Below are 22780 nucleotides of genomic sequence, written 5' to 3' on the forward strand. Positions count from 1 at the left end.
GCTTCGCACGGCGCGCGACAAGAACTCGCGGCGGACCTTGTCCCCAGGGTCCGCCGCGAGTCGTCTCGGGACGAGGTTTTTCTCGACAGGGGAACGGAATGAACTACGCGAACATCAAGTACTGCGACATCGCAAACGGGCCGGGCGTGCGCACCACGCTCTTTGTCTCCGGTTGTCGCCTGCACTGCCCTAACTGCTTCAACGAGGAGGCGTGGGACTTCGAGGCCGGCGAGCCGTTCACCGACGAGGTGGCCGAGAAGATCATGGACTCGATGGACGTCCCCTACGTGACCGGGCTCACCATCCTCGGCGGCGAGCCGATGGAGCCCGAGAACCAGCAGGGTCTCGTGGGCTTCCTCGAGGCGGTGCGCGAGCGCTTTGGGAGCGAGAAGTCCATCTGGCTCTTCTCGGGCCACACCTGGGACCAGCTGGCCCCCGGCGGCGCCTGGAACCTGGGCGAGGTGACCGACCGTCTGCTCGACACGCTGGACGTGCTCGTGGACGGACCCTTCGTGCAGGACCTCCACGACATCACGCTGCGCTTCCGCGGCTCCTCCAACCAGCGCCTCATCGACGTACCGGCCACCCTCGAGACGCCGGGAGACGACGTCATCTGGTGGGAGGACGAGCCGATCTTCGCCACGCACACCATGGAGTGAGGCCGCCCTGCGGCGCGCCCGCCCCCTCGTCGGCCGCTCGCGGGCGCGAGTGCGCCGCACGCGAACTCGTCATCGCGCGGCACTCTGGCCGCGAGCCCGTGAGCTGGGAGTGCAGACTCCTGCACGCCAGCGCGTCGCCTGCTGAAAGCACCCCCTGATAACCTCCTTCGCACGACGACCGAAGGAGGAGACATGACCAGGCCCAAGACCGTAGGCGACGTCCTCGAGAGCGCCCGAGCCCCGTTCTCGCACATGAGCGACGAGGATGCGCGGCTGTTCTACTCCACGATGAACGCGCTTCTCGTCTTTGCGAACGAGCGGCTGCACGTCGTGGACCCGGAGCTCCTGAGGGAGCGGCCCGAGAACCCCGACATGCTCTACGAGCATGGCGGTCAGGTCTCCGACGCGCTCTGGCGAAACCGCTGGCTGGTCGAGGACTTCGTGCGCGACAACCCGCTTGCCGTCTCGGAGCGTCAGCTCGAGACCGCGCGCCCCTGGCGCCACGCCCTGCGCGACATGTTCACCGTGGTGGACGCGGACGAGGACCGCGCGGTCTACATGAACCGCGACCGCCTCTTCGTCGTGGGCGCCATGCAGGACCCCGCCGACGCGCACGTCCACCACATCCCCTCGCTCATGCTCCTCACGCTGCTCCCGTTCAAGGGTGGCATCGTGACCGACGGCAAGACCCTGCACCTCTCACCGAGGCCCGCCTCATGGGCGGTCCCCATGATCTGCGAGCAGGTCGCCGAACTCGCGGGACGCCGTCCCATCGCCAGCTCCCACCAGCTCATCTCCTACGCGCGCGAGATCCCCGACGACGAGGACCGCCTCACGGAGCGCTTCAGGCGCGTCGTCGAGCGAGGCTTCGCCAGCGGCGAGCTCGTCTGAGGACAACGCGACCGCCTAGAAGACGTGCTCCTCGAGACGACCGAAGGCCTCCTGCACGCGGGAGAGCGGCAGCGCGAGGTTCATGCGGATGTGATGGGGCCCGTTGAAGGCGCGCCCGTCCTGCCAGCACACGCCCACGCGATGGCCCGCGCGCAGGAGGTCTTCGATCGAGCGGCCGCTCCTCGCGCAACATTCGCCGCAGTCGAGGAAGAGCATGTAGGTGCCCTCGGGTCGGAAGACGCTCACGCCGGGCAGGCGGTCCTCGATGAAGTCGCAGGCCCAGTCGACGTTGGCGGCGATCACCTGGTTGAGCTCATCGGCCCAGGCCCGGCCCTCCGGCCCGTAGGCACCGACGAGCGCATGCTGCGAGAGAACGTTCATGCTGTTGTAGTGCGTCTTGGCGCCCTTGGACGTCACGCGGTCGCGCAGGTAGTCGTTGTAGATGACATGGTAGCTGCCGATGAGGCCGGCAAGGTTGAAGGTCTTGGACGGCGCGTAGAGCGCAACCGTTCGCTCGCGCGCGTCCTCGGAGACGGACTGCGTGGGGACGTGCGTCATGCCGGGCCGGACGATGTCCGACCAGATCTCGTCCGAGATGACGACGCATTCATGCGAGCGGAAGAGCTCCATCGCCCGCTCGATCTCCCAGCGCTCCCACACACGCCCGCAGGGGTTGTGCGGCGAGCAGAAGATCGCGACGTGGATCCGCTCCTCGGAGAGCCGACGCTCCATGTCCTCGAAGTCCATGCGCCACACGCCCGCATCGTCGCGCACGAGCGGAGAGTGCACGATCTTGAAGCCATTGTCCTCGAGTGCGTGCGTGAAGCCGATGTAGGTCGGGCTGTGCACGAGCACCGCGTCTCCCGGCGCCGCGAAGGCCGTGAGGGTGGAGACCACGCCGCCGAGCACCCCGTTCTCGTAGCCGATATGACGCGGCTCGAGGTCACCCACACCCTTGCGATCGCGGTGCCAGTCGATGATGGCCTGGTAGTAGGCGTCGCTCGGTGAGAAGTACCCAAAGGTCGGGTGCTGGAGGCGCTCCTCGATCGCCCGCGTGATCGAGGGGGCCACGGGAAAGCTCATGTCGGCGACCCACATGGGGATGGGGTCGAAGCCCGCGTCGGGCGCCGGATAGCCAGAGCCCGGCACGCCGATGGCGTCGAGCGCGAGCGCATCGTGACCGGCGCGGTCGAGAATCGAGGTGAAGTCGTAGGTCATGGGGTTCCCTTCGTCAGTCGGCCGTGTCGGGGGCATGAGGAGCCGACGCGCGCATAAAACCGTCGTTCGTGCAACATTCTGCTCTTCTAGAAATCAAAACGGCCGCTCGTGTAGCGTAAATTTCGCCCCATTCTGGGATTAGATTAAATTGCTTATTTTCTTTCCTGCGAAAACACCGTCGCGGAATCGTCCGAATCCCAAAATGACCGAAAAAGACGCTACACGAGCGACGGTTTTATGCCGGCACCTGGCCATAATGCTGCACGAGGAGCGATTTAACGCAGACCCGGAGCATCGGCCTACCGAGGGGGAGCCATGAGAGTCGAACACGTCGCGCTCTACGTCAACGATCTCGAAGGGGCACGGGACTTCTTCGTTCGTTTCTTCGGCGCCGTCGCCAACGACGGCTACCACAACCCTCGCACGGACTTCCGCTCCTACTTCCTGACCTTCGACGATGGGGCGAGGCTCGAGGTCATGACCAAGCCCAGCATGACCGACGCCGCGAAGGACCTCGCGAGAACCGGCTGGGCACACCTCGCGTTCTCGGTCGGCTCCGAGGCAGAGGTCGACCGGCTCACGTCAGAGCTCGCCTCGGCAGGCTACGAGGTCGTGAGCGGACCACGCACCACGGGAGACGGCTACCACGAGAGCTGCGTCCTCGGCCCCGAGCACAACCAGATCGAGATCACCGTCTAGCCCAGAGCCTCCACGATCTTGTCACCCATCGCGGCGGTGCCGAGGACCCTGTCCTCCGGCGTGCCCTCGTCGGCGATGTCCACGGTGCGCCAGCCCTCGTCGAGCACACGCGTGACCGCGGCGGCCAGCTCGTCGGCGGCGTCGTCCATACCAAAGCTGTAGCGGAGCATGAGCTCCACGGAGAGTATCTGCGCGATCGGGTTGGCGATGCCCTGGCCTGCGATGTCCGGCGCCGATCCGTGGCTCGGCTCGTAGAGGGCGGTGCCGTCGCCCAGGCTCGCGGAGGCGAGCATGCCGAGCGAGCCCGTGAGCATGGAGGCCTCGTCGGAGAGGATGTCGCCGAAGGTATTCTCGGTCACGAGCACGTCGAACTGCGCCGGGTTGGCGATGAGCTGCATCGCCGCGTTGTCCACGTACATGTCCTCGAGACGCACGTCGGGGTACTCGGCCGCGATGTTGTGCGCGACCTCGCGCCACATGCGGGAGGTGTCGAGCACGTTGGCCTTGTCCACGGAGTGCACCACGCCCCTGCGGCGGCGTGCCGCGTCGAAGGCCCAGCGCACCACGCGGTCGACCTCGTACTCGGAGTACTCCAGGATGTCGCGCGCGTACTCGCCGCGGGTGCCGCCCACGCCGGCCCCCTCGACGCCCATCATGCGCTCGTGGCCGCCGAAGTAGAGGCCGCCCGTGAGCTCGCGGACGATGAGCAGGTCAACGCCCGAGAGCACCTCGCGCTTGAGCGTGGAGGCATCGATCAGCGCGTCGAACATGCGCACCGGGCGCAGGTTGAGGTAGAGGCCCAGCTCCTTGCGGATGGCGAGGAGCCCCTGCTCCGGGCGCACGGCGCCCACGCGCGTGTCGGTCCACTTGGGACCGCCCACCGCGGCGAGCAGGACGGCGTCGGCCGCCTTCGCGGCCTCGAGCGTCTCGGGCGGCAGCGCCGAGACGGGGCCACCCGCGGCCTCGGTGGCGTCGATCGCCGCGCCACCGATCAGGTGGTCCTCGCAGACAAACTCGACGTCGTGCCTCTCGCCCAGCGCCGCGAGGACCTTCTTGCCCTCGGCGATGATCTCGGGGCCGATGCCGTCACCCGGCAGGGTGCAGACGCGATAGGTCACAGACGCCATGCTAGTTACCGCCCTTCTCGGCCATCACGCGCTTGGTGCGCGCGACGAGGCCGCCGTCGTTGATGATCTCCTGGATGAACGGCGGGAACGGCTGCGCCTGGAAGACGGCGCCCGTGGTCTCGTCGGTGATGGTGCCGGTATCGGCGTCCACGGAGACGACGTCGCCGTCGGAGATGGCCTCGGCGGCCTCGGGGCACTCGAGGATGGGAAGGCCCATGTTGATCGAGTTGCGGTAGAAGATGCGCGCGAAGCTCTTGGCGATGACGCAGGAGACGCCGGCGGCCTTGATGGCCACGGGGGCGTGCTCGCGGGAGGAGCCGCAGCCAAAGTTCTCGTCGGCCACCACGATGTCACCGGGCTTCACGCGGCTCACGAACGTGGGGTCGAGGTCCTCGAGGCAGTGCTTGGCGAGCTCGGCCGGGTCCGACGTGTTGAGGTAGCGCGCCGGAATGATGACGTCGGTGTCGATGTCGCGCCCGTAGCGGAAGACGGTTCCCTTGAACTGCATCGTCGTCCCTTTCTGTACGCTCCTGGTGCCGCCGGGACCATCCCCGTGCTCAAACAGTTTGCGGCGCAAAAACTGCGCGCGGGAATGGTCCCGGCGGCTCGTGGTCGAGAAGAACATGCCGTTGGGAGGGAACCGTCTGACGCGGCTCGCGCCATGCGGGTCCCGCCCCTCTTCGTTGGCGCCATTCTAGCGTCGGGACCGGGGAGCTCTTACGTAAAGGGGGACGGGTTCTTCGAGCATTAACGGAACTGCTCTCAGAACCCGTCCGAAGGGTCGGGCTATGTCAGCGGCACGTGCCTACGCGAAGGGGTTCTCCGTGGGGTACGGGAGGCTCTTGGGCTGGTTGTAGGCGATGTCCTCGACGCCGAGGAAGCGCAGGGCGTCAAAGAGGACGCGACCGCAGTGGTTGAAGGCAACCGCGCCGTGGTGCGGGTAGCGCTTCTGGATGAGGACGTGGCGATAGAAGCGGCCCATCTCCGGGATGGCAAAGACGCCGCGGCCACCGAAGGAGCAGGTCGTGACCGGCAGGACCTCGCCCTCGGCGACGTAGCTGCGCAGGACGCCGTCGGAGTCGCACTGCAGGCGGTAGAACGTGATCTCGCTCGGGGCGATGTCGGCCTCGAGGGTGCCGCGGGTGAAGTCCGGGTCGGAGCCGGCGGGCTCGAGCAGGCGGTGCTGGATGAGCTGGTACTTGACCGCGCGGTCGGCGCAGAGCTTGCAGCTCGGGGTGTTGCCGCAGTGGAAGCCCATGAAGGTGTCCGTGAGCTTCCAGTCGTGCTCGAACTTGCCGGCGATCTGCTCCTCGTAGAGGGAGGCGGGCACGGAGTTGTTGATGTCGAGCAGGGTCACGGTGTCGTCGGAGGCGCACATGCCGATGTACTCGGAGAGGGCGCCGTAGATGTCGACCTCGCAGGCCACGGGGATGCCGCGGGTGGCGAGGCGGGAGTTCACGAAGCACGGCTCGAAGCCAAACTCCTCCGGGAACGCCGGCCAGCACTTGTCGGCGAAGGCCACGTACTTGCGGGCGCCCTTGTGCTGCTCGGCCCAGTCGAGCAGGGTGAGCTCGAACTGCGCCATGCGCTCGAGGAGGTCGGGGTAGTAGTTGCCCTCGCCCATCTCGGCGGCCATGTCGGCGCAGACGTCGGCGATGCGCGGGTCGTTCGCGTGCGCCTTGTAGGCGACGAGCAGGTCGAGCTCGGAGTTCTCCTCGATCTCAACGCCGATCTGGTAGAGGCCCTTGATCGGGGCGTTGCAGGCGAAGAAGTCCTGCGGGCGCGGGCCAAAGGTGATGATCTTGAGGTTGCGCACGCCGATGACCACGCGGGCCACGGGCACGAAGTCCTTGATCATCTGGGCGACCTCGGCGGCGGTGCCCACCGGGTAGGCGGGGATGTGGGCGGCGAGGTGACGCATGCCCAGGTTGTAGCTGCAGTTGAGCATGCCGCAGTAGGCGTCGCCGCGACCGTTCACGAGGTCGCCGTCGCCCTCGGCGGCGGCCACGCACATCGCGGGGCCGTCGAACTTCTGGACGAGCAGGGTCTCCGGGGTCTCGGGGCCAAAGTTGCCGAGGAACACGACAAGCGCGTTGGCGCCCGCGGCGACGGCCTCGGCGAGGGCCGGCTCGACGTCGGCCTCGGACTCGACGGTCTTCTTGACCTCAACGGCGTCGATGCCGAGCTCAGCCACGGCGGCGGCTACGGCGGCGCGACGGCGCTCGGAGAGCTCGATCGGGAAGCAGTCGCGGGAGACGGCGACAATGCCGAGCTTCACGTCGGGGATGTTGGGTGACTTGAGTGCCATGCTTGCTCCTCTCCTTCGGGCGCGGACGTTCCGCGTCCCATGGTTCTCCTCATAGGTACGCTAGTACGGGCACGCGTTTAAAAAACGTTTACTGCCAAGCTATTCCGCGAACGGTAGATTTTCTCTCGGCGACGGTACAACGTCGAGAAATGTGTCCCTAAACGTTTATAAACAAAAGGCAAACGACCAGCAGAACAGCAGCCGAGAAGGACGTGCCGCCTCACTCGCCGCCGGCGACCTCGGCAAAGCTCCCTCGCAGTGCCGGGTACATCCCGCGCCACACCTGGTAGCGTCGGTCGTAGGCGGACGCGAGGTCGGGGTTGGGCGTCACGCGCTCCCGCTCGGAGACGATCGAGCCGGCGCACGACGCCACGGAGTCGTAGGCGCCCGCCGCGACCGCGGCGAGCATGGCCCCGCCGTAGCCCGGGCCCTGCTCCGTCGCGGGCAGGACCAGCTCGATGCCCAGGATGTCGGCGAGCATCCGCAGCCACACGGCACTTCTCGCCCCGCCGCCGCAGACCGTCGAGGACGAGACGTCCACGCCCAGCGAGCGCGCAATCTCCACCGAGTCGCGCACGGCGAAGGCCACGCCCTCCAGCACCGCGCGCGTGAGGTCGGAGCGCGTGGTGGACATGCTCATGCCCACGAGGGCGCCGCGAGCGGACACGTCGTTGTGCGGCGTGCGCTCGCCCATGAGGTAGGGCAGGAAGTACGGGAGCGAGGGGTCGGCGGAGCGCACGTCGATGTTGGCCTGCTCGGCCGCCATGTCGTCCGCGCCCAGCACGTCGTTCACCCACCAGGCGTTGCAGCTCGCCGCCGAGAGGATGCAGCCCATCAGGTGCCAGGCGCCGTCGGCGTGGCAGAAGGAGTGGATGCGGTCGCCCACGCCCGCGGCGAAGTCGGTCGTGGGGATGAAGACGGTGCCCGACGTGCCGAGGCTGATGTTCATCGTGCCCGCTCCCACGGCGCCCGTACCCACGGCCGCGGCGGCGTTGTCGCCCGCGCCGGCGGCGACGACCACGCCGGCGGGTAGCCCCAGCTCGGCGGCGACCTCGGGCAGCAGCGTGCCGATGGCCTCGTAGCTCTCGTGGACCTCGGGCATCTGCGAGGCCGTGAGCCCGCAGAGCGCGAGCATCTCCTCGCTCCACGTGCGACGTGCCACGTCGAAGAGCAGCGTGCCCGAGGCGTCGGAGACGTCGGTGGCATAGACGCCCGTGAGCCGGTGGTTCAGGTAGTCCTTGGGCAGCATGACGTGGGCGACGCGCGAGAAGAGCTCGGGCTCCTCGTCGCGCATCCACAGCACCTTGGGAGCCGTGAAGCCCGCGTAGGCGATGTTGCCGGTGAGCTCGAGCAGCCGAGAAGTGCCGACGGTCTCGTTGAGGTAGCGCACCTGCTCGACCGTGCGACCGTCGTTCCAGAGGATGGCGGGGCGGATGACCTCGTCCTTCTCGTCCAGGGCGACGAGGCCGTGCATCTGACCGCCGCAGCCGATGCCGGCGACCTGGGCGGCGTCGAACCCGGAGAGCAGCTCCGGCACGCCCTCGCGCACCGCGCGCCACCAGTCCGCGGGGTCCTGCTGGCTCCAGCCGGGACGCGGGAACTCGACGTCATAGGACCTGCTCGTGATATTGAGGATCTCGCCCCGCTCGTCCATGAGCAGGAACTTGCAGGCGGACGTACCCAGATCGACGCCAATGAAGTACATGGCCCCTCCCTTGCGCCAAGGTTCTTCTCGCCACCATTATGCGCCCTCTCGGTACGAGTCGCACACCGGCGACGAGCCGCCGTCGTGGGCCATGTTGCCGGGCGTCCACTCGACACGCAAAAGGGCGACCCGGGGTCCTTCTCGCCAAGCGATTCACGAAGTGAGCGAGCGCTGAGCTTGGAGAGAAGGACCCCGGGCCGCCCGGACGTGCCCTACAGGTCCGATGGCAGCGCGATGTGGCCCGCGACGGCCGATGCGGCCGCGACGGCGGGACTCGCCAGGTAGACCTCGGAGGTGGGGTCGCCCATGCGGCCGACGAAGTTGCGGTTGGTGGTGGAGACGCAGCGCTCCCCCGCCGCGAGGATGCCCATGTAGCCGCCCAGGCAGGGGCCGCAGGTGGGCGTGGAGACCACGCAGTGCGCGTTGATGAAGATGTCCATCAGGCCCTCGTGCACGCAGTCGAGCCAGACGCCCTGCGTGGCGGGGATGACGATGCAGCGCACGCCGTCGGCGACGGTGCGGCCGCAGAGCACCTCGGCCGCGGCGCGCATGTCCTCGATGCGGCCGTTGGTGCAAGAGCCGATGACGACCTGGTCGATCTTGATGTGGCGGCTCTCGGCGACCGGGTGGGTGTTGCTCGGCAGGTGCGGCCAGGAGACCGTGGGCACGATGTCGGCGGCATCGATGTGGATGACCTGCTTGTACTGGGCGTCCTCGTCGGGATGATACTCGACGAAGGCGCGCTGGGTGCGACGGCTCACGTACTCGCGGCACTTGTCGTCCACCTCGAAGAGGCCAGCCTTGCCGCCCGCCTCGATGGCCATGTTGGCAATGGTGAGGCGGCCCTCCACGGAGAGCGCCTCAATCGTGGAGCCCGCGAACTCCATCGCACAGTAGAGCGCGCCGTCCACGCCGATCTTGCCGATGACGTGGAGGATGACGTCCTTGGCGCTCGCGCCCTCGGGGAGCTCGCCGTCCACGACGATGCGGATGGTCTCGGGCACCTTGAACCAGGCGCGGCCGGTGGCCATGCCCACGCCGGCGTCGGTGGAGCCCACGCCGGTGGAGAAGGCGCCGATGCCGCCGTAGGTGCAGGTGTGGGAGTCGGCGCCGATCATGAGGTCGCCGGGGACCACCACGCCGCGCTCAGGGAGCAGGGCGTGCTCGATGCCCATGCAGCCCTGCTCGTAGTAGTGCGTAATCTGGTGCTCGTGGGCAAAGTCGCGCGTGACCTTGGTCTGCTCGGCGCTCTTGATGTCCTTGTTGGGGGCGTAGTGGTCGGGCACGAGGCAGATCTTGTCCTTGTCGAAGACGCCGGCACCGATCTCGCGCACGGTCTTGATCGCGATGGGGGCCGTGATGTCGTTGGCGAGCACGAGGTCGAGGTCGCACTCGACGAGCTGGCCGGGGACGACCTCCTCGAGGCCCGCGTGGGCGGCGAGGATCTTCTCGGCCATGGTCATGGGACGAGCCATTTACTTACCCTCCTTGGAGCGCGCGGTCTGGATCATGCGGTTGATGGCGTTCACGTAGGCCTTGGCGCTCGAGACGATGATGTCGTTGTCGGCGCCGCGGCCGGTGTAGACCCTGCCGTCCTCGGCCGTGATGCGCACCGTGACCTCGCCGATGGCGTCGATGCCGCGGGTGATGGCCTTGACGGAGAACTCCGCGAGGTCGCCGTGGACCGCGACGACCTTGTCGATCGCCTGGTAGGCGGCATCGACGGGACCGGTGCCGGTGGCGGCGACCACGTGGCTCACGCCCAGCTCGTCGGTGATCGTGGCCGTGGCCGTGGGGATCAGCGGGTCGCCGCAGGAGACCTGCAGCGCGTCGAGCGTGTAGACGGCGGCGACGTCGCGCTGGCGCTCCTGGACCATGGACTCGAGGTCCTCGTCGTAGACCTCCTTCTTCTGGTCCGCGATCTCCAGGAAGCGCTGGTAGACCTCGTCAAACTCGGCGTCGGCGAAGGTGTAGCCCAGCTCTGCCAGGCGGTGGCGCAGCGCCGCGTGGCCGGAGCGCGCCGAGAGGATGATCTCGGAGCCGGCCGCGCCCACGTCGGCGGGGTCGATGATCTCATAGGTGTCACGGGCCTTGAGGACGCCGTCCTGGTGGATGCCCGAGGAGTGCGCGAAGGCGTTGGCGCCGACGATGGCCTTGTTGGCCTGGACACTCATGCCCGTGATGCGACTGACGAGGTGGCTCGCGCGCGTGAGCTCGGTGGTCACGATGTCGGTGTGGGCGTCCAGCTCCTCGCCGTGCATCTTGATTGCCATGACGACCTCCTCGAGCGCGGTGTTGCCGGCGCGCTCGCCCAGGCCGTTGATCGTGCACTCGATCTGGCGGGCTCCGTTCTTGACGCCCTGGAGGGCGAGCGCCGTGGCCATGCCGAGGTCGTTGTGGGTGTGGACGGAGATGATGACGTCCTCGATGCCGATGACGTTGTCCGCGAGGCCCTTGATGCGCTGTCCAAAGTCCTCGGGCAGCTGGTAGCCCGTGGTGTCCGGGATGTTCACGACGGTGGCGCCGGCCTTGACGACGGCCTGGATCACACGCTCGAGGAAGGCCTGGTCGGCGCGGCCGGCGTCCTCGGCGTAGAACTCGACGTCCTCGACGTACTTCTTGGCGTACTCCACGCAGTGGATAGCGCGCTCGACGCACTCGTCCTCGGTGATGCGCAGCTTGTCGCGCAGGTGGCTCGGCGAGACGCCGATGCCGGTGTGGATGCGCGGGCGCTTGGCGCACTTGAGCGCCTCGGCCGCACGGTCGATGTCCTTCTCGACCGCACGCGTGAGGCCGCAGACCACGCAGTCGTCACCGGCGATGCGGCCGATCTCCTGCACGGAGCGGAAGTCGCCCGGAGAGGAGATGGGGAAGCCGGCCTCGATGACGTCCACGCCCATGCGGATGAGCTGCTGGGCGATGACGAGCTTCTCCTCGGTGTTCATGGAGGCGCCGGGGCTCTGCTCGCCGTCGCGCAGGGTGGTGTCAAAGATGTGAATCTTCCTGGTCATGGCAGGGGCCTTTCTCGTGTGGGTCCTCATGCGGGAGCTGTGTGCTCGAAGGGGCCGCGCCCCGGGGACGCGGACGTGGCGCGCGCCAGGCGAGCGTAACCCTAGCGCGCGCTGGGTAGCGAGAGCAGGTTGAGGGCGAGAAGGGCATGCGCGCACGGAGAGGTTCCAACGCCTGCGGTGGTGCGCCGTGTCATGCCATCCCCCCAACGTCTCGAGCGCCCCACGTCGGGCGCGATTAGAGCGCACTATCTCACAGCTCGGCTTCCCAGCTGGAAATGGTTTTGCAACCGAAACAAATCGCGTCGGCGAGCGGGGCCGCCGGGGCGCGTCTCACACGGGTGTTGCAAGATATGAGACCTCTTTTCAGGTTATTTTAAGATTCAGTAAAGTATTTGAACATCGTTAGCTTGTAATTGTACGAGATAAACTTTTACAGTCAGGATGGCAAGGTATGCGCTTCTCGGATGACGTCGTCACCCTCAGCCCCGCGGGCCTCCCGATGGTGGGGAACCTCGCGACGGGCGGGATCATCGGGCTCACCAGCGAGGGCGCGCGGCTGTGCGCCGCGCTGAGCGAGCGGGAGGTCTTCCCCGCGGAGGTTCCGCAGGGCTGCCACGAGCTGGTCGGGCACCTGGAGCGCGGCGGCTACCTCGGCCCGGCGAAGCGGGAGGTCACCAGGCTCGACTCGACCTACCTCCACGTGACGCAGCGCTGCAACCTCTCGTGCCGCTTCTGCTACTCCGAGGGGGACGACAGGAACCGCCTGGCTGACCCTCCCCTCGCGAGTCTCTGTCGAGCCGTCGACCTCCTCGCCTCCCTCGGCTGCGCCCGCCTCGTCATCTCCGGCGGGGAGCCGTTCCTGAGAGACGACCTCCCCGAGCTCGCCGGGAGGGCGTGCGACAAGGGGATCCCCGAGGTCGTCGTGCTCACCAACGGGCTGCTCGTGGACGAGGCCCGCGTCCGGGCGCTGCACGGGGCCGTCTCGTGCGTCGCCGTCGCCTTCGACGGGGCGTCGGCGGACGCCCCGGCGCCGCTGCGCGGGCCCCAGAACTACGAGCGTCTGGTGCGGGCGGTCGAGGTCATCCGGGACGCGGGCATCGAGGCGCGCATCCTGCCGACCCTGCACGCGGCGAACCTCGACGACATTCCCCGCTACCGCCGGCTCGCCGTGGAGCTGGGGGCCACCCTCGGCTTCAGCCTGCTCACGGCACCTGGGGACGAGCTCGGCGAGCTGCGGCTCACGGACGAGCAGCTCCGTCGGCTCGGAACGCGACCTCCCGCAGGGGTGCGGCCTACCGGAGACGCGCTCGACCCCTCCGCACTCCCCACCCTCTGCGCGCGCAGCTCCTGCGGGGCGGGCAGGCGGACGCTCAGCGTTGCCGCGGACGGCACGGTCTACCCCTGCCACATGCTGCACGTGCGCGAGCTTGCCCTGGGCAACGCGTTCGAGGGGAGCCTGGGCGCGACGGCGGAGATGCCGAGCGTCGACGACGTCGAGGGGTGCTCCTCCTGCGACGTCCGCTACCTCTGCGGGGGCGGCTGCCGCGCACGCGCCCTCATGGCAACCGGAAGCCTTTCCGGCAGGGACCCGTACTGCGAGCTCTCGCGCTCGCACTACACGGGCCTCTGCGAGCAGCTTGCGCGTAGGTTCAGGGGAGAGGGGGTGGACGACCATGCTGTTTGAGATCAACGCCACGGCACGTACCTGCATCGTCATCGCGGGCATCCGCATCGGAGTCTAGGAGGAACCATGACAGATGAGATCGACCGATCCTATCGGAGGGCGAGCAGGGCGGCCGCCGTCGGCACGGCGTGCATGTGCCTGCTGTTCCTCCTGATGTTGCTCAACGCCCTCGTGCTCCTGTACGTGGCGGTCGGGACGGATACCCTGCGTCCGCTCCCCGACGGGCAGGTCCTGGTCATGCTCGCGTCGAACCTCGTTCCCGCGCTCCAGGTCCTGCCGCTCGCAGGCTTCCTGCGGCACTTTGCCGACGGCAGCCCGTTCGAGCCCGCACAGTCCGCCCGGCTCGCCGTGGCGGGCGCGCTCCTGCTCCTGCAGCAGGTCCTCTCGGGGATGTACGCGCCCCTGGACCCCATGCTCGTGTCTGCGGAGCCGGTCCCGCTGCTGGTCACCGACGCACCCGGGGTCGAGGTCGACGACATCACCATGGTCGTCTTTCTCCTCTGTCTCGCGCTGGTCGTCCGATACGGCGGCGCTCTCAAGGAGGATTCTGACAGCATCGCGTAAGATATGGGTGCAAGCTGCTCAAGGGAAGAGGTGATCACGTGCCCATAGTCATGCGCCTTGATCGAGTCATGGCCGAGAGGAAGATTTCCTCCACGGAGCTCGCCAAGAGGGTGGGTACCTCGACGGTCAATCTGTCGAACATCAAGAACGGCCACATCAGGGGCATGCGCTTCTCGACCCTCGAGGCGCTCTGTCAGGTTCTCCGGTGCAAGCCCGGCGACATCATCGACTACGTGACCCCCGAGGAGCTCGCCGAGGAGCGGGCCCTCGGGGAGGTCGGCGAGTAGGCGCGCCCGGCAGCTACTCCCAGGCGGCGCGGCCCATCGTGCGGAAGCGCTCGATCATCTCGCCCGTCATGGACGCACGGTCGTTCGTGCGCTCGAGGGGGATCTCGTCTCGGGTAAACCAGCGAGCCTCCTTGAGCTCGGAGCGGTCCACGGTGATCTGGGGGTCGCCGTCGACCTCGCACCAGAAGCCGACCATGAGCGTGTCGGTGAAGCTCCACGGCTGGCTCTTGTAGAAGCGCAGGTTCCTGACAGACAGGCCCACCTCCTCCATCACCTCGCGTCGCACGGTGTCCTCGAGCGGCTCGCCGACCTCGGTGAAGCCGGCGACGAGCGCCCAGAGCGCGGTCGTGCGCCCCGCGTAGCGCGTGAGCACGATCGCGTCGTCGGCGGGGTCATCGGCGACGCGCGCCACGGCGCAGATGACGCCGGGGCAGATCTTGGGGTAGGTCACCTTGGCGCACTCCGGGCACACGATCTCGCGGCTGCGGGGCGCGAGCTCGGTCGGCGCGCCGCAGCGCCCGCAGAAACGGTTGTCGCGGTACCAGCGGTCGAGCTGCGAGGCCGTCGCCGCCGCAAAGAGCAGGTGCTGGGGCTCGGCGTGGCGCAGCCAGTTCACCGACTCGTAGGCAAACCCCGCCGGCGCGCTCACGCGGTCGTCGAGCGCCAGGAAGAAGCGCTCGTCGCCGAGCGAGAAGAGGTAGGTCACCTGCGACGGCCTGCGCGGGTAGTCCGCGACGCGCGGCAGTTCCACGACCTCGCCGGAGTCACCGGCGTCCGCGTCGGCGCCGCCCACGTGCGTCACGCGCGCGAGGCAGCCGGCGGAGGTGAAGTGCAGCAGGTAGTCCTTCTCGCCCGCCTGGTGCGGCTCGAAGTGGTTGTCATAGCGGTGCTCGTCGCCAAACTCCTGAATCATGTGCTCCCCTTCCCGGTCTCCCGGAGCAACTCTCACGATACCTGCCATTTTTACCGACTTATGAACAGATTGTCGGCGCGAATGGCCCAGACATTACTAACTAAATCAATTCTATCAGGCGTTTCTTTGTGGGACCCGCCGCCCTAGGTGCTCGTGACAGAGAGAATCTATTCATAAGCCGGCATAGAAGTCAGGTGCCCGCACGATCTCCGGCCCGACCCTCTATTTGCCGCGTCGCCGGCCCAGTCCGAGCTCGCTCACGAGCACGGCGACGAAGATCGTGGCAAAGCCGAGCGCGATCCTCGGCGTGACGAGTTCGTGGTAGAAGAGCACGCTCGCCACCACGGCGAACACGCTCTCGAGCGAGAGGAGCAGCGACGCCTGGGCGGGCGGGACGTGCGCCTGGCCCAGGTTCTGGAGCACCATGCACACGCACGACGACAGGAGCACCAGGTACGCGAGCGAGAACCACGTGTCTGCGGAGGCAAAGGCCTCGGACGCGGGCGGGACCTCGAGAACGAGCGCCGTCCCGAGCGCGACCAGGGCGCTGACCGCGAGCTGCACCACGGTGAGCGTCATGACGTCATGGGCGGACGAGAAGCGCGCCACGAGCACGATGTGCACGGCAAAGAGCACCGCGGCAACGAGCGTCATCCAGTCGCCGCGGCTCATGGCGAGCGAGAGGTCGTCGCCGAGCGCCACCAGCCCCACGCCCACGATGGCGAGAAGGGCCGCGAGCACGTTGCCCCCGTCGGGACGTCGGCGCGTGACCACCCAGTTGATGAACGGCGTCATGACGCAGTAGGTGGCGGTGAGGAAGGCGTTGCGCCCCGGCGTTGTGTCGTCGAGGCCGATGTTTTGCACCACGAATGCCGCGCCCGACGCCAGGCCCAGGATCGCTCCCATGGCGAGATGGCTCCCGTCGAGGTTGTCGCGAAGGCGACGCCAGAAGAGCGCGCCCACGATCACGGCGGACGCCAGGAAGCGGATGCCCATGAGCCACGCGGGCGGGATGGCGTCCAACGTGTCCTTCATGACGACGAACGAGCCGCCCCAGATGGCGGCGGCCCCCGCGAGGGCGAGCTTCCACACCCACGACGGGGTGGAGCCATTGATGTTCTTCTCGGCACTCATGGGGCGGAATTATAGCGCCGCCACGCGCTTCTCGCCCGCCGTTTTGCCGTAAACTAGAGCCGGACTGGCAAAGGCCGGTCGCATGGCACCGACCTCAACACCACGGAGAGGAGCATTACATGCAGTATTCCGCAGAAGTCGAGAATATGTGCCCCGTCGCCAAGGGCGCATATCACGGCCCCGCGCCCATCCCCGAGGAGGGCAAGTGGGTCCAGGCCAAGGAGATCAAGGACATCTCCGGTCTCACGCACGGCGTGGGCTGGTGCGCGCCCCAGCAGGGTGCCTGCAAGCTCACCCTTAACGTCAAGGAGGGCGTCATCGAGGAGTGCCTCGTCGAGACCCTCGGCTGCTCCGGCATGACCCACTCGGCGGCCATGGCCTCCGAGATCCTCCCGGGCAAGACCATCCTCGAGGCCCTCAACACCGACCTCGTCTGCGACGCCATCAACGTGGCCATGCGCGAGCTGTTCCTCCAGATCGTCTACGGCCGCTCCCAGACCGCCTTCTCCGAGGACGGCCTGCCCGTGGGCGCCTCCCTCGACGACCTCGGCAAGGGCCTGCGCACGCAGGTCGGCACCATGTTCGGCACCAAGGCCAAGGGCGCCCGCTACCTCGAGCTCGCCCAGGGCTACGTCACCCGCATGGCGCTCAACGAGAACAACGAGATCGTGGCCTTTGAGTTCCTGAACCTCGGCAAGTTCACCGAGGCCCTCAAGGCCGGCAAGACCCCCGAGGACGCCATCGCCGGCGCCATGGGCCACTACGGCCAGTGGGAGAACGCCGCCAAGTACATCGACCCGCGCACGGACGAGGAGACCCACACGGTCGCCAACGTCTTCCCCGTTCACGAGTAGAAAGGGAGGGAAAACCAAATGGCAGTTTCGTTTGAGGGCTATGAGCGCCGCATCGACAAGATCAACAAGGTGCTCGCTGAGAACGGCATCTCCTCCCTCGAGGAGGCCGAGCAGATCTGCCTCGACAAGGGCGTGAACCCGCGCGAGATCGTCGAGGGCGTCCAGTCCATCGCGTTCGAGAACGCCAAGTGGGCCTACGTCTGCGGCTGCGCCATCGCCATCAAGAAGGGCGCCAAGAGCGCCTCTGAGGCCGCCGCCATGATCGGCGAGGGCCTCCAGGCCTTCTGCGTCCCCGGCTCCGTGGCCGAGGACCGCAAGGTCGGCAAGGGCCACGGCGACCTGGGCGCCATGCTCCTCGGTGACGACACCGAGTGCTTCTGCTTCCTGGCCGGCCACGAGTCCTTCGCGGCCGCCGAGGGCGCCATCGGCATCGCGCTCAACGCCAACAAGGCCCGCAAGAAGCCGCTGCGCGTCATCCTGAACGGCCTCGGCAAGGACGCCGCCCAGATCATCGCCCGCATCAACGGCTTCACCTACGTGAAGACCCAGTTCGACTACTTCACGAGCGAGCTCAACATCGTCGAGAAGATCCCGTACTCCGACGGCCCGCGCGCCGAGGTCAACTGCTACGGCGCCGACGACGTCCGCGAGGGCGTTGCCATCATGTGGCACGAGAACGTCGACATCTCCATCACCGGCAACTCCACCAACCCGACGCGCTTCCAGCACCCGGTTGCCGGCACCTACTTCAAGGAGCGCGTGCTCGCCGGCAAGAAGTACTTCTCCGTCGCCTCCGGCGGCGGCACCGGCCGCACCCTGCACCCGGACAACATGGCCGCCGGCCCTGCCTCCTACGGCATGACCGACACCATGGGCCGCATGCACTCCAGCGCCCAGTTCGCCGGCTCCTCCTCGGTGCCCGCGCACGTCGACATGATGGGCCTCATCGGCATGGGCAACAACCCCATGGTCGGTGCGACCGTCGCCTGCGCCGTCGCCGTCAACGCCGCTCTGAACGAGTAGCGCGCCCGACATCGCGTCGCTTGCGGGCCGTCACCCCCGGGTGGCGGCCCGCTCTTCATGACAAAGGTGCCCTCGTCGACGAAATCGGCGAGCGGTCGGCGACGGGGTCGGCCGTTATGGTAGAGTGCCCGCGGACTTGAATTCACCCTGTGACCGGGAGGGATGAAGACATGGATCTCACCGACCTCGACCTCGCCCGAGCCCTGCTGATCGCCAACCGCGACGCCACGCTCGTCGCCGTCCGCGGCGAGGAGGTCATCACCGTGACCGACCGCGGCATCAAGCCCCTCCTAGCATGGGTGCGCGAGGGTCGCGACCTCACGGGCTTCTCGGTCGCCGACAAGGTCGTGGGCAAGGCTCCCGCGCTGCTCTACGCGGTGCTCGGCCCCGACGCCGTCTTCTCCCCCGTCATGTCCTGGACCGGCCGCGCCGTCCTTCTCGCCGCGGGGATCGCGACGAGCTACGACACGCTCGTGCCGCACATCCAGAACCGCGCGAAGAACGGGCAGTGCCCGATGGACGCCACGGTCGAGGGCGTCTGGGAGCCCTACGAGGCCGTCGGCGCCCTCGTCGAGCGCTCCGCCACGCTGCGCTCCGCACCCGGGCTCGCCTAGCGCGCCCGACATGTCCCTCCGCGCCAGCCTGAGGTCGCTCTCCCCCGCCGCGCTGCGGCTCGTCGTCATGCGGCTGCTGGTCTACCTCGGCATGCAGTGCGCCTACTTCATCGGCGTGGTGGGCACGCTCACCTACGCCTTCGGCGGCGGCGTGACCGAGAACGCGCTCGGCATCGTGCTGCTTAACGGCTGCATCGTCCTGGGCTCCTTCGTCGGCGGGCCGCTGCTCGACCGCGTGGGCCCGCGGCGCTTCTTCTTCGTTGTGGTGGCGGCGCTCACCCTCACCTCCGTCCTCTACCAGCTGCTCTCGCAGAGCGTCCTCGGCGTGCTCGCGGGCGCCGCGCTGCTCGGCGCCTCCTGGGGCCTGGGCGACCTCGTGGCAAAGTCGTTCCCCGCCTACCTAACGGACGACGCCGACGAGCTCAAGACCATGAACTCGGTCATCTACACCGTCTCCAACGTCGCCGTGATCGTGGGGCCGCTCCTCGGCGGGTTCGTCTCCTCGGTCGCCTCGCCGCAGGCGGTCTTCTGGCTGCTCGGCGTCTGTGCGCTCCTCTCGGCCGTGCCCGCGTTGGGCTTTCGTCCCGCGCGCGACCCCCATGCGGGCAAGGAGTCCGCGTCCACCGGGGACGACTCGCTGCGAGCGGGTTTCGCCGCAGTCTTTGGGTCCCCCGCGCTCGCGCTCCTGTTCTGGAGCTGCTTCTTCTCGTTTCTCGGCTACGGGGCCTTCGACCCGCTCGAGTCGCTCTACTATCGCGACGTGCTGCAGGTGGACGTCGAATGGATGGGGTGGCTCTCGGCGGCGGCCGGCGTGGGCGGCGTCGTGGGGTCGATGCTCGTCATGAGGCTCCCGTCGCGCCGCGTCAACGTCCGCACCCTGCTGCTCGTGCTCGCGTCCGAGGGCGCCTTCGCCCTCCTCTACGTGGGCACCTCCTGGGTCGTGGCGGCGTCCGTGGGGCAGGTTCTTCTCGGCGTGGCGTTTGGCATGCTCACGCCGCTGCTGAACACGCTCGTCCAGTCCCACGCGCCGCTCGCTGCGCTCGGTCGCGTCAACGCCGTCCTCGGGTTTGGCAACAACGTCGCCGGCGTGGCCCCGCTCCTGTGCGCCCCCGCGCTCGCCGAGGTCCTGGGCGTGCAGGGCACCCTCGTCCTCGCCAGCCTGCTCGTGCTCCTCATGCCCGCCGCCATCGCGCTCGTCCGACGGCGCGAGATCGCCGCGCTTGTCGCCGAGGAGGAGGCGAGCCGAGCCCTGGAGCGTCAAATCGGTCATACTCTAGAGAGGTAAACCTCGCGAGAAGGGCGCCACATGGGTAGGTCTGGCGGAGGGGGACGTTCCGGTGGAGGGGGCCGCGTCGGCGGCTTCTCGGGCGGCGGGCGCCGCTCGGGCAGCTTCTCCGGCGGCGGGTTCCGTTCCGGCGGACGATCCGGCGGCCCCGTGAACGGCGGCTTTGGCCCGCAGCCCGCGGGCGGCTGGGGGTCGCCGCGACCGCGCTTTGGCATGGGCGTCCCGTTCTTCGGGGGCTTCTCGCGCCCGCGTCCCACCATGGGCGTGCCCGTCTCCACGGGCGGGGGCTGCGGCTGCGGGGGCTGCGCGGGCGGCATCCTCGGCCTCGTCATGGCCGCGCTGCTCATCGCCGTGCTCACCACGTCCCTCTCCCTGTGCGGCGGCGGTTCCTACGGCAGCTCCTACGGCGGCTCCTACGGCCAGTCGTCGTACTCGCAGCAGGTCGACTCCGACACCGTGCGCGAGAAGCTCCCCGCAAGCGCCGTCACCAAGACCGACTACTACACCGATGCCGACGGCGACTGGATCCACAGCGCCGGCAGGCTCCTCGACGGACTCGAGGAGTTCTACGAGCGCACCGGCGTCCAGCCCTACGTCTACATACTCCCCAACGGCCAGACCACCTCGGGCAGCGAGCTCCAGAGCACCTCGGACGCGCTCTACGACGAGCTCTTCTCCGACGAGGGGCACCTCCTGCTCGTCTTCTGCGACGCAGGTGACGGGACGTTCAACTGCGGGTATACGGTCGGCACCGCCGCCTCGGCGATAATGGACTCCGAGGCGCTGGGCATCCTTGCCGACGAGCTGGACTACGCCTACAACAACGCCGACACCGACGAGGAGGTCTTCTCGGACGCCTTCTCTAAGACGGCGGAGCGCATCATGGCCGCCGCCGAGGACGAGGAGCGCGACCAGACGTTCCTCGTCGCCGCGGGCGTCGTCGCGGTCGTCGTTGCGGCGGGCTTTGGCATCGCCTACGTCGTGAAGCGGCGCAAGGCGAAGGAGGCCGAGGAGAAGGAGAGGATGGAGGAAATCCTCAACACGCCACTCGAGAAGTTTGGCGACAAGGACGTGGAGGACCTCGCAGACAAGTACGAGGACGATGGACCCATCACGGGTGACAAGGACTAGAAAGGGACTGACATGGGGATTCTGGACCGCTTCACCACGATCGTGAAGGCCAACATCAACGAGCTGCTCGACAAGGCGGAGGACCCGGCCAAGATGGTCGACCAGTACCTCGTCGACCTCACCGAGTCGCTCGCCGACGTCAAGCGCGAGACCGCCGGCGTCATGGCAGAGGAGGCCCGCACCAAGCGCGCCGTCGACGCCAACGCCGAGGAGGTCGCGCGCATGGAGGAGCTCGCCAAGAAGGCGCTCTCCGCCGGCAACGAGGGCGACGCCCGCGTGTTCCTCGGCAAGAAGCAGAAGCTCGCGACCGCCGGCGCCGAGCTCGCCAAGGCGGCCGACGCCGCGCACGCCAACGCCGAGAAGATGCGCCAGATGCACGACAAGCTCGTGAGCGACATCGAGGACCTCAAGAGCCGCCGCGAGACGATCAAGGCCAAGATGGCCGTCGCCGAGACGCAGGAGAAGGTCGCCGGCTTCACCTCCGGCGCCGACAAGGCCGAGAGCGCCATCGAGGCGTTCAACCGCATGGAGGAGAAGGCCGACCGCGCGCTCGACACCGCCGACGCCATGGCCGAGCTCAACACCGAGCCCGTCGACGACGCCGAGACCCTGGCCGCCAAGTACGACGGCGCTGTGAACGACGCCGCTGTCGAGGACGAGCTGGCCCGCCTCAAGGCGGAGATGGGCCTCTAACTCGAACGTGGAGTGCGCTATGCTGGACGGGCGCACAACAATCGAAGGAGGTACCATGCCCGACTACGTTCTGAGCTGCTGCTCGACGGCCGACCTCACGCACGACTGGCTCGAGAGCCGCAACATCAAGTACATCTTCTTCAACTACTACCTCAACGGCGAGGTCTGCAAGGACGACTTTGGCGCCACGAACGCCCCCGCCGAGCTCTACGCCAAGATGCTCGCCGGCGCGGAGGCCAAGACCTCGCAGATCAGCGCCGGTGATTACATGGAGCACTTCGAGAAGTTCCTGGCCGACGGCAAGGACGTCCTGCACGTGACGCTCTCCACCGGCATCTCGGGGACCTACAACTCCGCCTGCACCGCACGCGACCAGCTCGCCGAGAAGTACCCCGACCGCAAGGTCGTCGTAATCGACTCGCTGGCCGCCTCCTCCGGCTACGGCCTGCTCATGGACAGGATGGCCGACCTGCGCGGCTCCGGCATGGGCATCGACGAGCTCGCCGCCTGGGCCGAGGAGCACAAGAGCGAGGTCCAGCACTGGTTCTTCTCGTCCGACCTCACGTTCTTCGTGCGCGGCGGGCGCATCTCCAAGGCCGCTGGCCTCGTGGGCGGCATGCTCAAGATCTGCCCGGTCATGGACGTGGAGCCCGATGGCTCGCTCGCCGTCAAGGAGAAGATCCGCACCAAGGCGAAGGCCGTGAACCGCGTGGTGGAGAAGATGGAGGAGCTCGCCGAGGGCGGCCTCGACTACTCCGGCAAGTGCTTCATCTCCCAGTCCGAGTGCGAGGATGACGCCCGCGAGGTCGCCAACCGCATCGAGGCGAAGTTCCCCAAGCTCGACGGCAAGGTGGAGATCTTCCCCATCGGCGCAACCATCGGCGTCCACACCGGCCCGGGCACCGTCGCCCTCTTCTTCTGGGGCGAGAAGCGCGCATAGCAGAGCGCCCCGTTCGTTGTCTGGGTACTTTTTTCGGCAC

Annotated in this window: 22 protein-coding genes; 13 read left to right on the plus strand and 9 right to left on the minus strand. The window is 67.8% G+C overall.

The genetic code is table 11. From position 1 onward, the window contains the following. Window positions 1–98: 98 nt before the first annotated feature. Both nrdG and B5F73_RS06440 read left to right on the plus strand, forming a co-directional pair. The gene (gene nrdG / locus B5F73_RS06435) at window positions 99–659 is read left to right on the plus strand and encodes an anaerobic ribonucleoside-triphosphate reductase activating protein (RefSeq protein WP_087227436.1); all 561 of its coding nucleotides are present in this window, start codon (window positions 99–101) and stop codon (window positions 657–659) included. Between the two features lie 192 nt (window positions 660–851). Then, the gene (locus B5F73_RS06440; RefSeq protein WP_087227437.1) at window positions 852–1550 is read left to right on the plus strand and encodes a hypothetical protein; all 699 of its coding nucleotides are present in this window, start codon (window positions 852–854) and stop codon (window positions 1548–1550) included. 15 nt (window positions 1551–1565) lie between these two features. Here B5F73_RS06440 and B5F73_RS06445 read toward each other — a convergent pair whose 3' ends face one another. Further along, window positions 1566–2768 carry an aminotransferase class I/II-fold pyridoxal phosphate-dependent enzyme gene (locus B5F73_RS06445; protein ID WP_087227438.1) on the minus strand — a complete coding sequence of 401 codons (1203 nt, stop codon included), beginning with the start codon at window positions 2766–2768 and terminating at the stop codon, window positions 1566–1568. A 315-nt stretch (window positions 2769–3083) separates the two neighbouring features. Between B5F73_RS06445 and B5F73_RS06450 the strand changes: the two genes are divergently transcribed. After that, the gene (locus B5F73_RS06450; protein WP_087227439.1) at window positions 3084–3467 is read left to right on the plus strand and encodes a VOC family protein; all 384 of its coding nucleotides are present in this window, start codon (window positions 3084–3086) and stop codon (window positions 3465–3467) included. Here the strand turns inward: B5F73_RS06450 and leuB are convergent. The 6 genes from leuB to B5F73_RS06480 form a co-directional block, all read right to left on the minus strand. Further along, window positions 3464–4585, minus strand: a complete 1122-nt coding sequence (gene leuB / locus B5F73_RS06455; protein WP_204206286.1) for a 3-isopropylmalate dehydrogenase — start codon at window positions 4583–4585, stop codon at window positions 3464–3466. The two genes, B5F73_RS06450 and leuB, sit on opposite strands and share 4 nt — an antisense overlap. A gap of 10 nt (window positions 4586–4595) precedes the next feature. Further along, on the minus strand, window positions 4596–5102 hold the full coding sequence (locus B5F73_RS06460; protein WP_087227441.1) for a 3-isopropylmalate dehydratase small subunit: 507 nt from the start codon (window positions 5100–5102) through the stop codon (window positions 4596–4598). Window positions 5103–5399: 297 nt separating this feature from the next. Then, window positions 5400–6902, minus strand: a complete 1503-nt coding sequence (locus B5F73_RS06465) for a fucose isomerase (RefSeq protein ID WP_087227442.1) — start codon at window positions 6900–6902, stop codon at window positions 5400–5402. Window positions 6903–7122: 220 nt separating this feature from the next. Next, window positions 7123–8607 (minus strand): xylulokinase, encoded by a 1485-nt coding sequence (xylB, locus tag B5F73_RS06470; protein WP_087227443.1) that lies wholly within the window; start codon window positions 8605–8607, stop codon window positions 7123–7125. A 212-nt stretch (window positions 8608–8819) separates the two neighbouring features. Then, complete coding sequence (gene leuC, locus B5F73_RS06475; RefSeq protein WP_204206278.1) at window positions 8820–10082, minus strand: 3-isopropylmalate dehydratase large subunit; 1263 nt, start codon at window positions 10080–10082, stop codon at window positions 8820–8822. Further along, window positions 10083–11618 (minus strand): 2-isopropylmalate synthase, encoded by a 1536-nt coding sequence (locus B5F73_RS06480; protein WP_087227444.1) that lies wholly within the window; start codon window positions 11616–11618, stop codon window positions 10083–10085. 451 nt (window positions 11619–12069) lie between these two features. On the opposite strand from B5F73_RS06480, the gene B5F73_RS06485 reads away from it, so the two are divergent. From B5F73_RS06485 to B5F73_RS06495, 3 genes are all read left to right on the plus strand, one after another. Further along, window positions 12070–13302 carry a radical SAM protein gene (locus B5F73_RS06485; RefSeq protein ID WP_087227445.1) on the plus strand — a complete coding sequence of 411 codons (1233 nt, stop codon included), beginning with the start codon at window positions 12070–12072 and terminating at the stop codon, window positions 13300–13302. A gap of 66 nt (window positions 13303–13368) precedes the next feature. Beyond that, the gene (locus B5F73_RS06490; RefSeq protein WP_087227446.1) at window positions 13369–13866 is read left to right on the plus strand and encodes a hypothetical protein; all 498 of its coding nucleotides are present in this window, start codon (window positions 13369–13371) and stop codon (window positions 13864–13866) included. Window positions 13867–13904: 38 nt separating this feature from the next. Continuing rightward, window positions 13905–14153 carry a helix-turn-helix transcriptional regulator gene (locus B5F73_RS06495; protein WP_087227447.1) on the plus strand — a complete coding sequence of 83 codons (249 nt, stop codon included), beginning with the start codon at window positions 13905–13907 and terminating at the stop codon, window positions 14151–14153. A 13-nt stretch (window positions 14154–14166) separates the two neighbouring features. Here the strand turns inward: B5F73_RS06495 and nudC are convergent, their stop codons facing one another. Next, entirely contained in the window at window positions 14167–15066 is a 900-nt protein-coding gene (gene nudC / locus B5F73_RS06500) for an NAD(+) diphosphatase (RefSeq protein WP_158094777.1), read from the minus strand. A gap of 222 nt (window positions 15067–15288) precedes the next feature. Next, window positions 15289–16200, minus strand: coding sequence for a DMT family transporter (locus tag B5F73_RS06505; protein ID WP_087227449.1), 912 nt, complete (start codon window positions 16198–16200; stop codon window positions 15289–15291). Between the two features lie 119 nt (window positions 16201–16319). Between B5F73_RS06505 and B5F73_RS06510 the strand changes: the two genes are divergently transcribed. The 7 genes from B5F73_RS06510 to B5F73_RS06540 all read left to right on the plus strand — a co-directional run bounded on the left by B5F73_RS06510 (window position 16320) and on the right by B5F73_RS06540 (window position 22740). After that, complete coding sequence (locus tag B5F73_RS06510; protein ID WP_075576061.1) at window positions 16320–17054, plus strand: hypothetical protein; 735 nt, start codon at window positions 16320–16322, stop codon at window positions 17052–17054. A gap of 18 nt (window positions 17055–17072) precedes the next feature. Then, window positions 17073–18077, plus strand: coding sequence for a GGGtGRT protein (locus tag B5F73_RS06515; protein ID WP_087227450.1), 1005 nt, complete (start codon window positions 17073–17075; stop codon window positions 18075–18077). 170 nt (window positions 18078–18247) lie between these two features. Further along, window positions 18248–18691, plus strand: coding sequence for a DUF1893 domain-containing protein (locus tag B5F73_RS06520; RefSeq protein ID WP_087227451.1), 444 nt, complete (start codon window positions 18248–18250; stop codon window positions 18689–18691). Between the two features lie 10 nt (window positions 18692–18701). Continuing rightward, window positions 18702–19976: an MFS transporter gene (locus B5F73_RS06525; protein ID WP_087227452.1), complete on the plus strand. Its 1275-nt coding sequence runs from the start codon at window positions 18702–18704 to the stop codon at window positions 19974–19976. 21 nt (window positions 19977–19997) lie between these two features. Further along, window positions 19998–21107 (plus strand): hypothetical protein, encoded by a 1110-nt coding sequence (locus B5F73_RS09450; RefSeq protein ID WP_204206279.1) that lies wholly within the window; start codon window positions 19998–20000, stop codon window positions 21105–21107. A 12-nt stretch (window positions 21108–21119) separates the two neighbouring features. Beyond that, complete coding sequence (locus B5F73_RS06535; protein WP_087227453.1) at window positions 21120–21800, plus strand: PspA/IM30 family protein; 681 nt, start codon at window positions 21120–21122, stop codon at window positions 21798–21800. A gap of 55 nt (window positions 21801–21855) precedes the next feature. Continuing rightward, window positions 21856–22740, plus strand: a complete 885-nt coding sequence (locus B5F73_RS06540; RefSeq protein WP_204206280.1) for a DegV family protein — start codon at window positions 21856–21858, stop codon at window positions 22738–22740. The last annotated feature ends 40 nt before the right edge of the window (window positions 22741–22780 follow it).

The sequence above is a fragment of the Olsenella sp. An270 genome, from assembly GCF_002159735.1.
Classification (GTDB): Bacteria; Actinomycetota; Coriobacteriia; order Coriobacteriales; family Atopobiaceae; genus Thermophilibacter.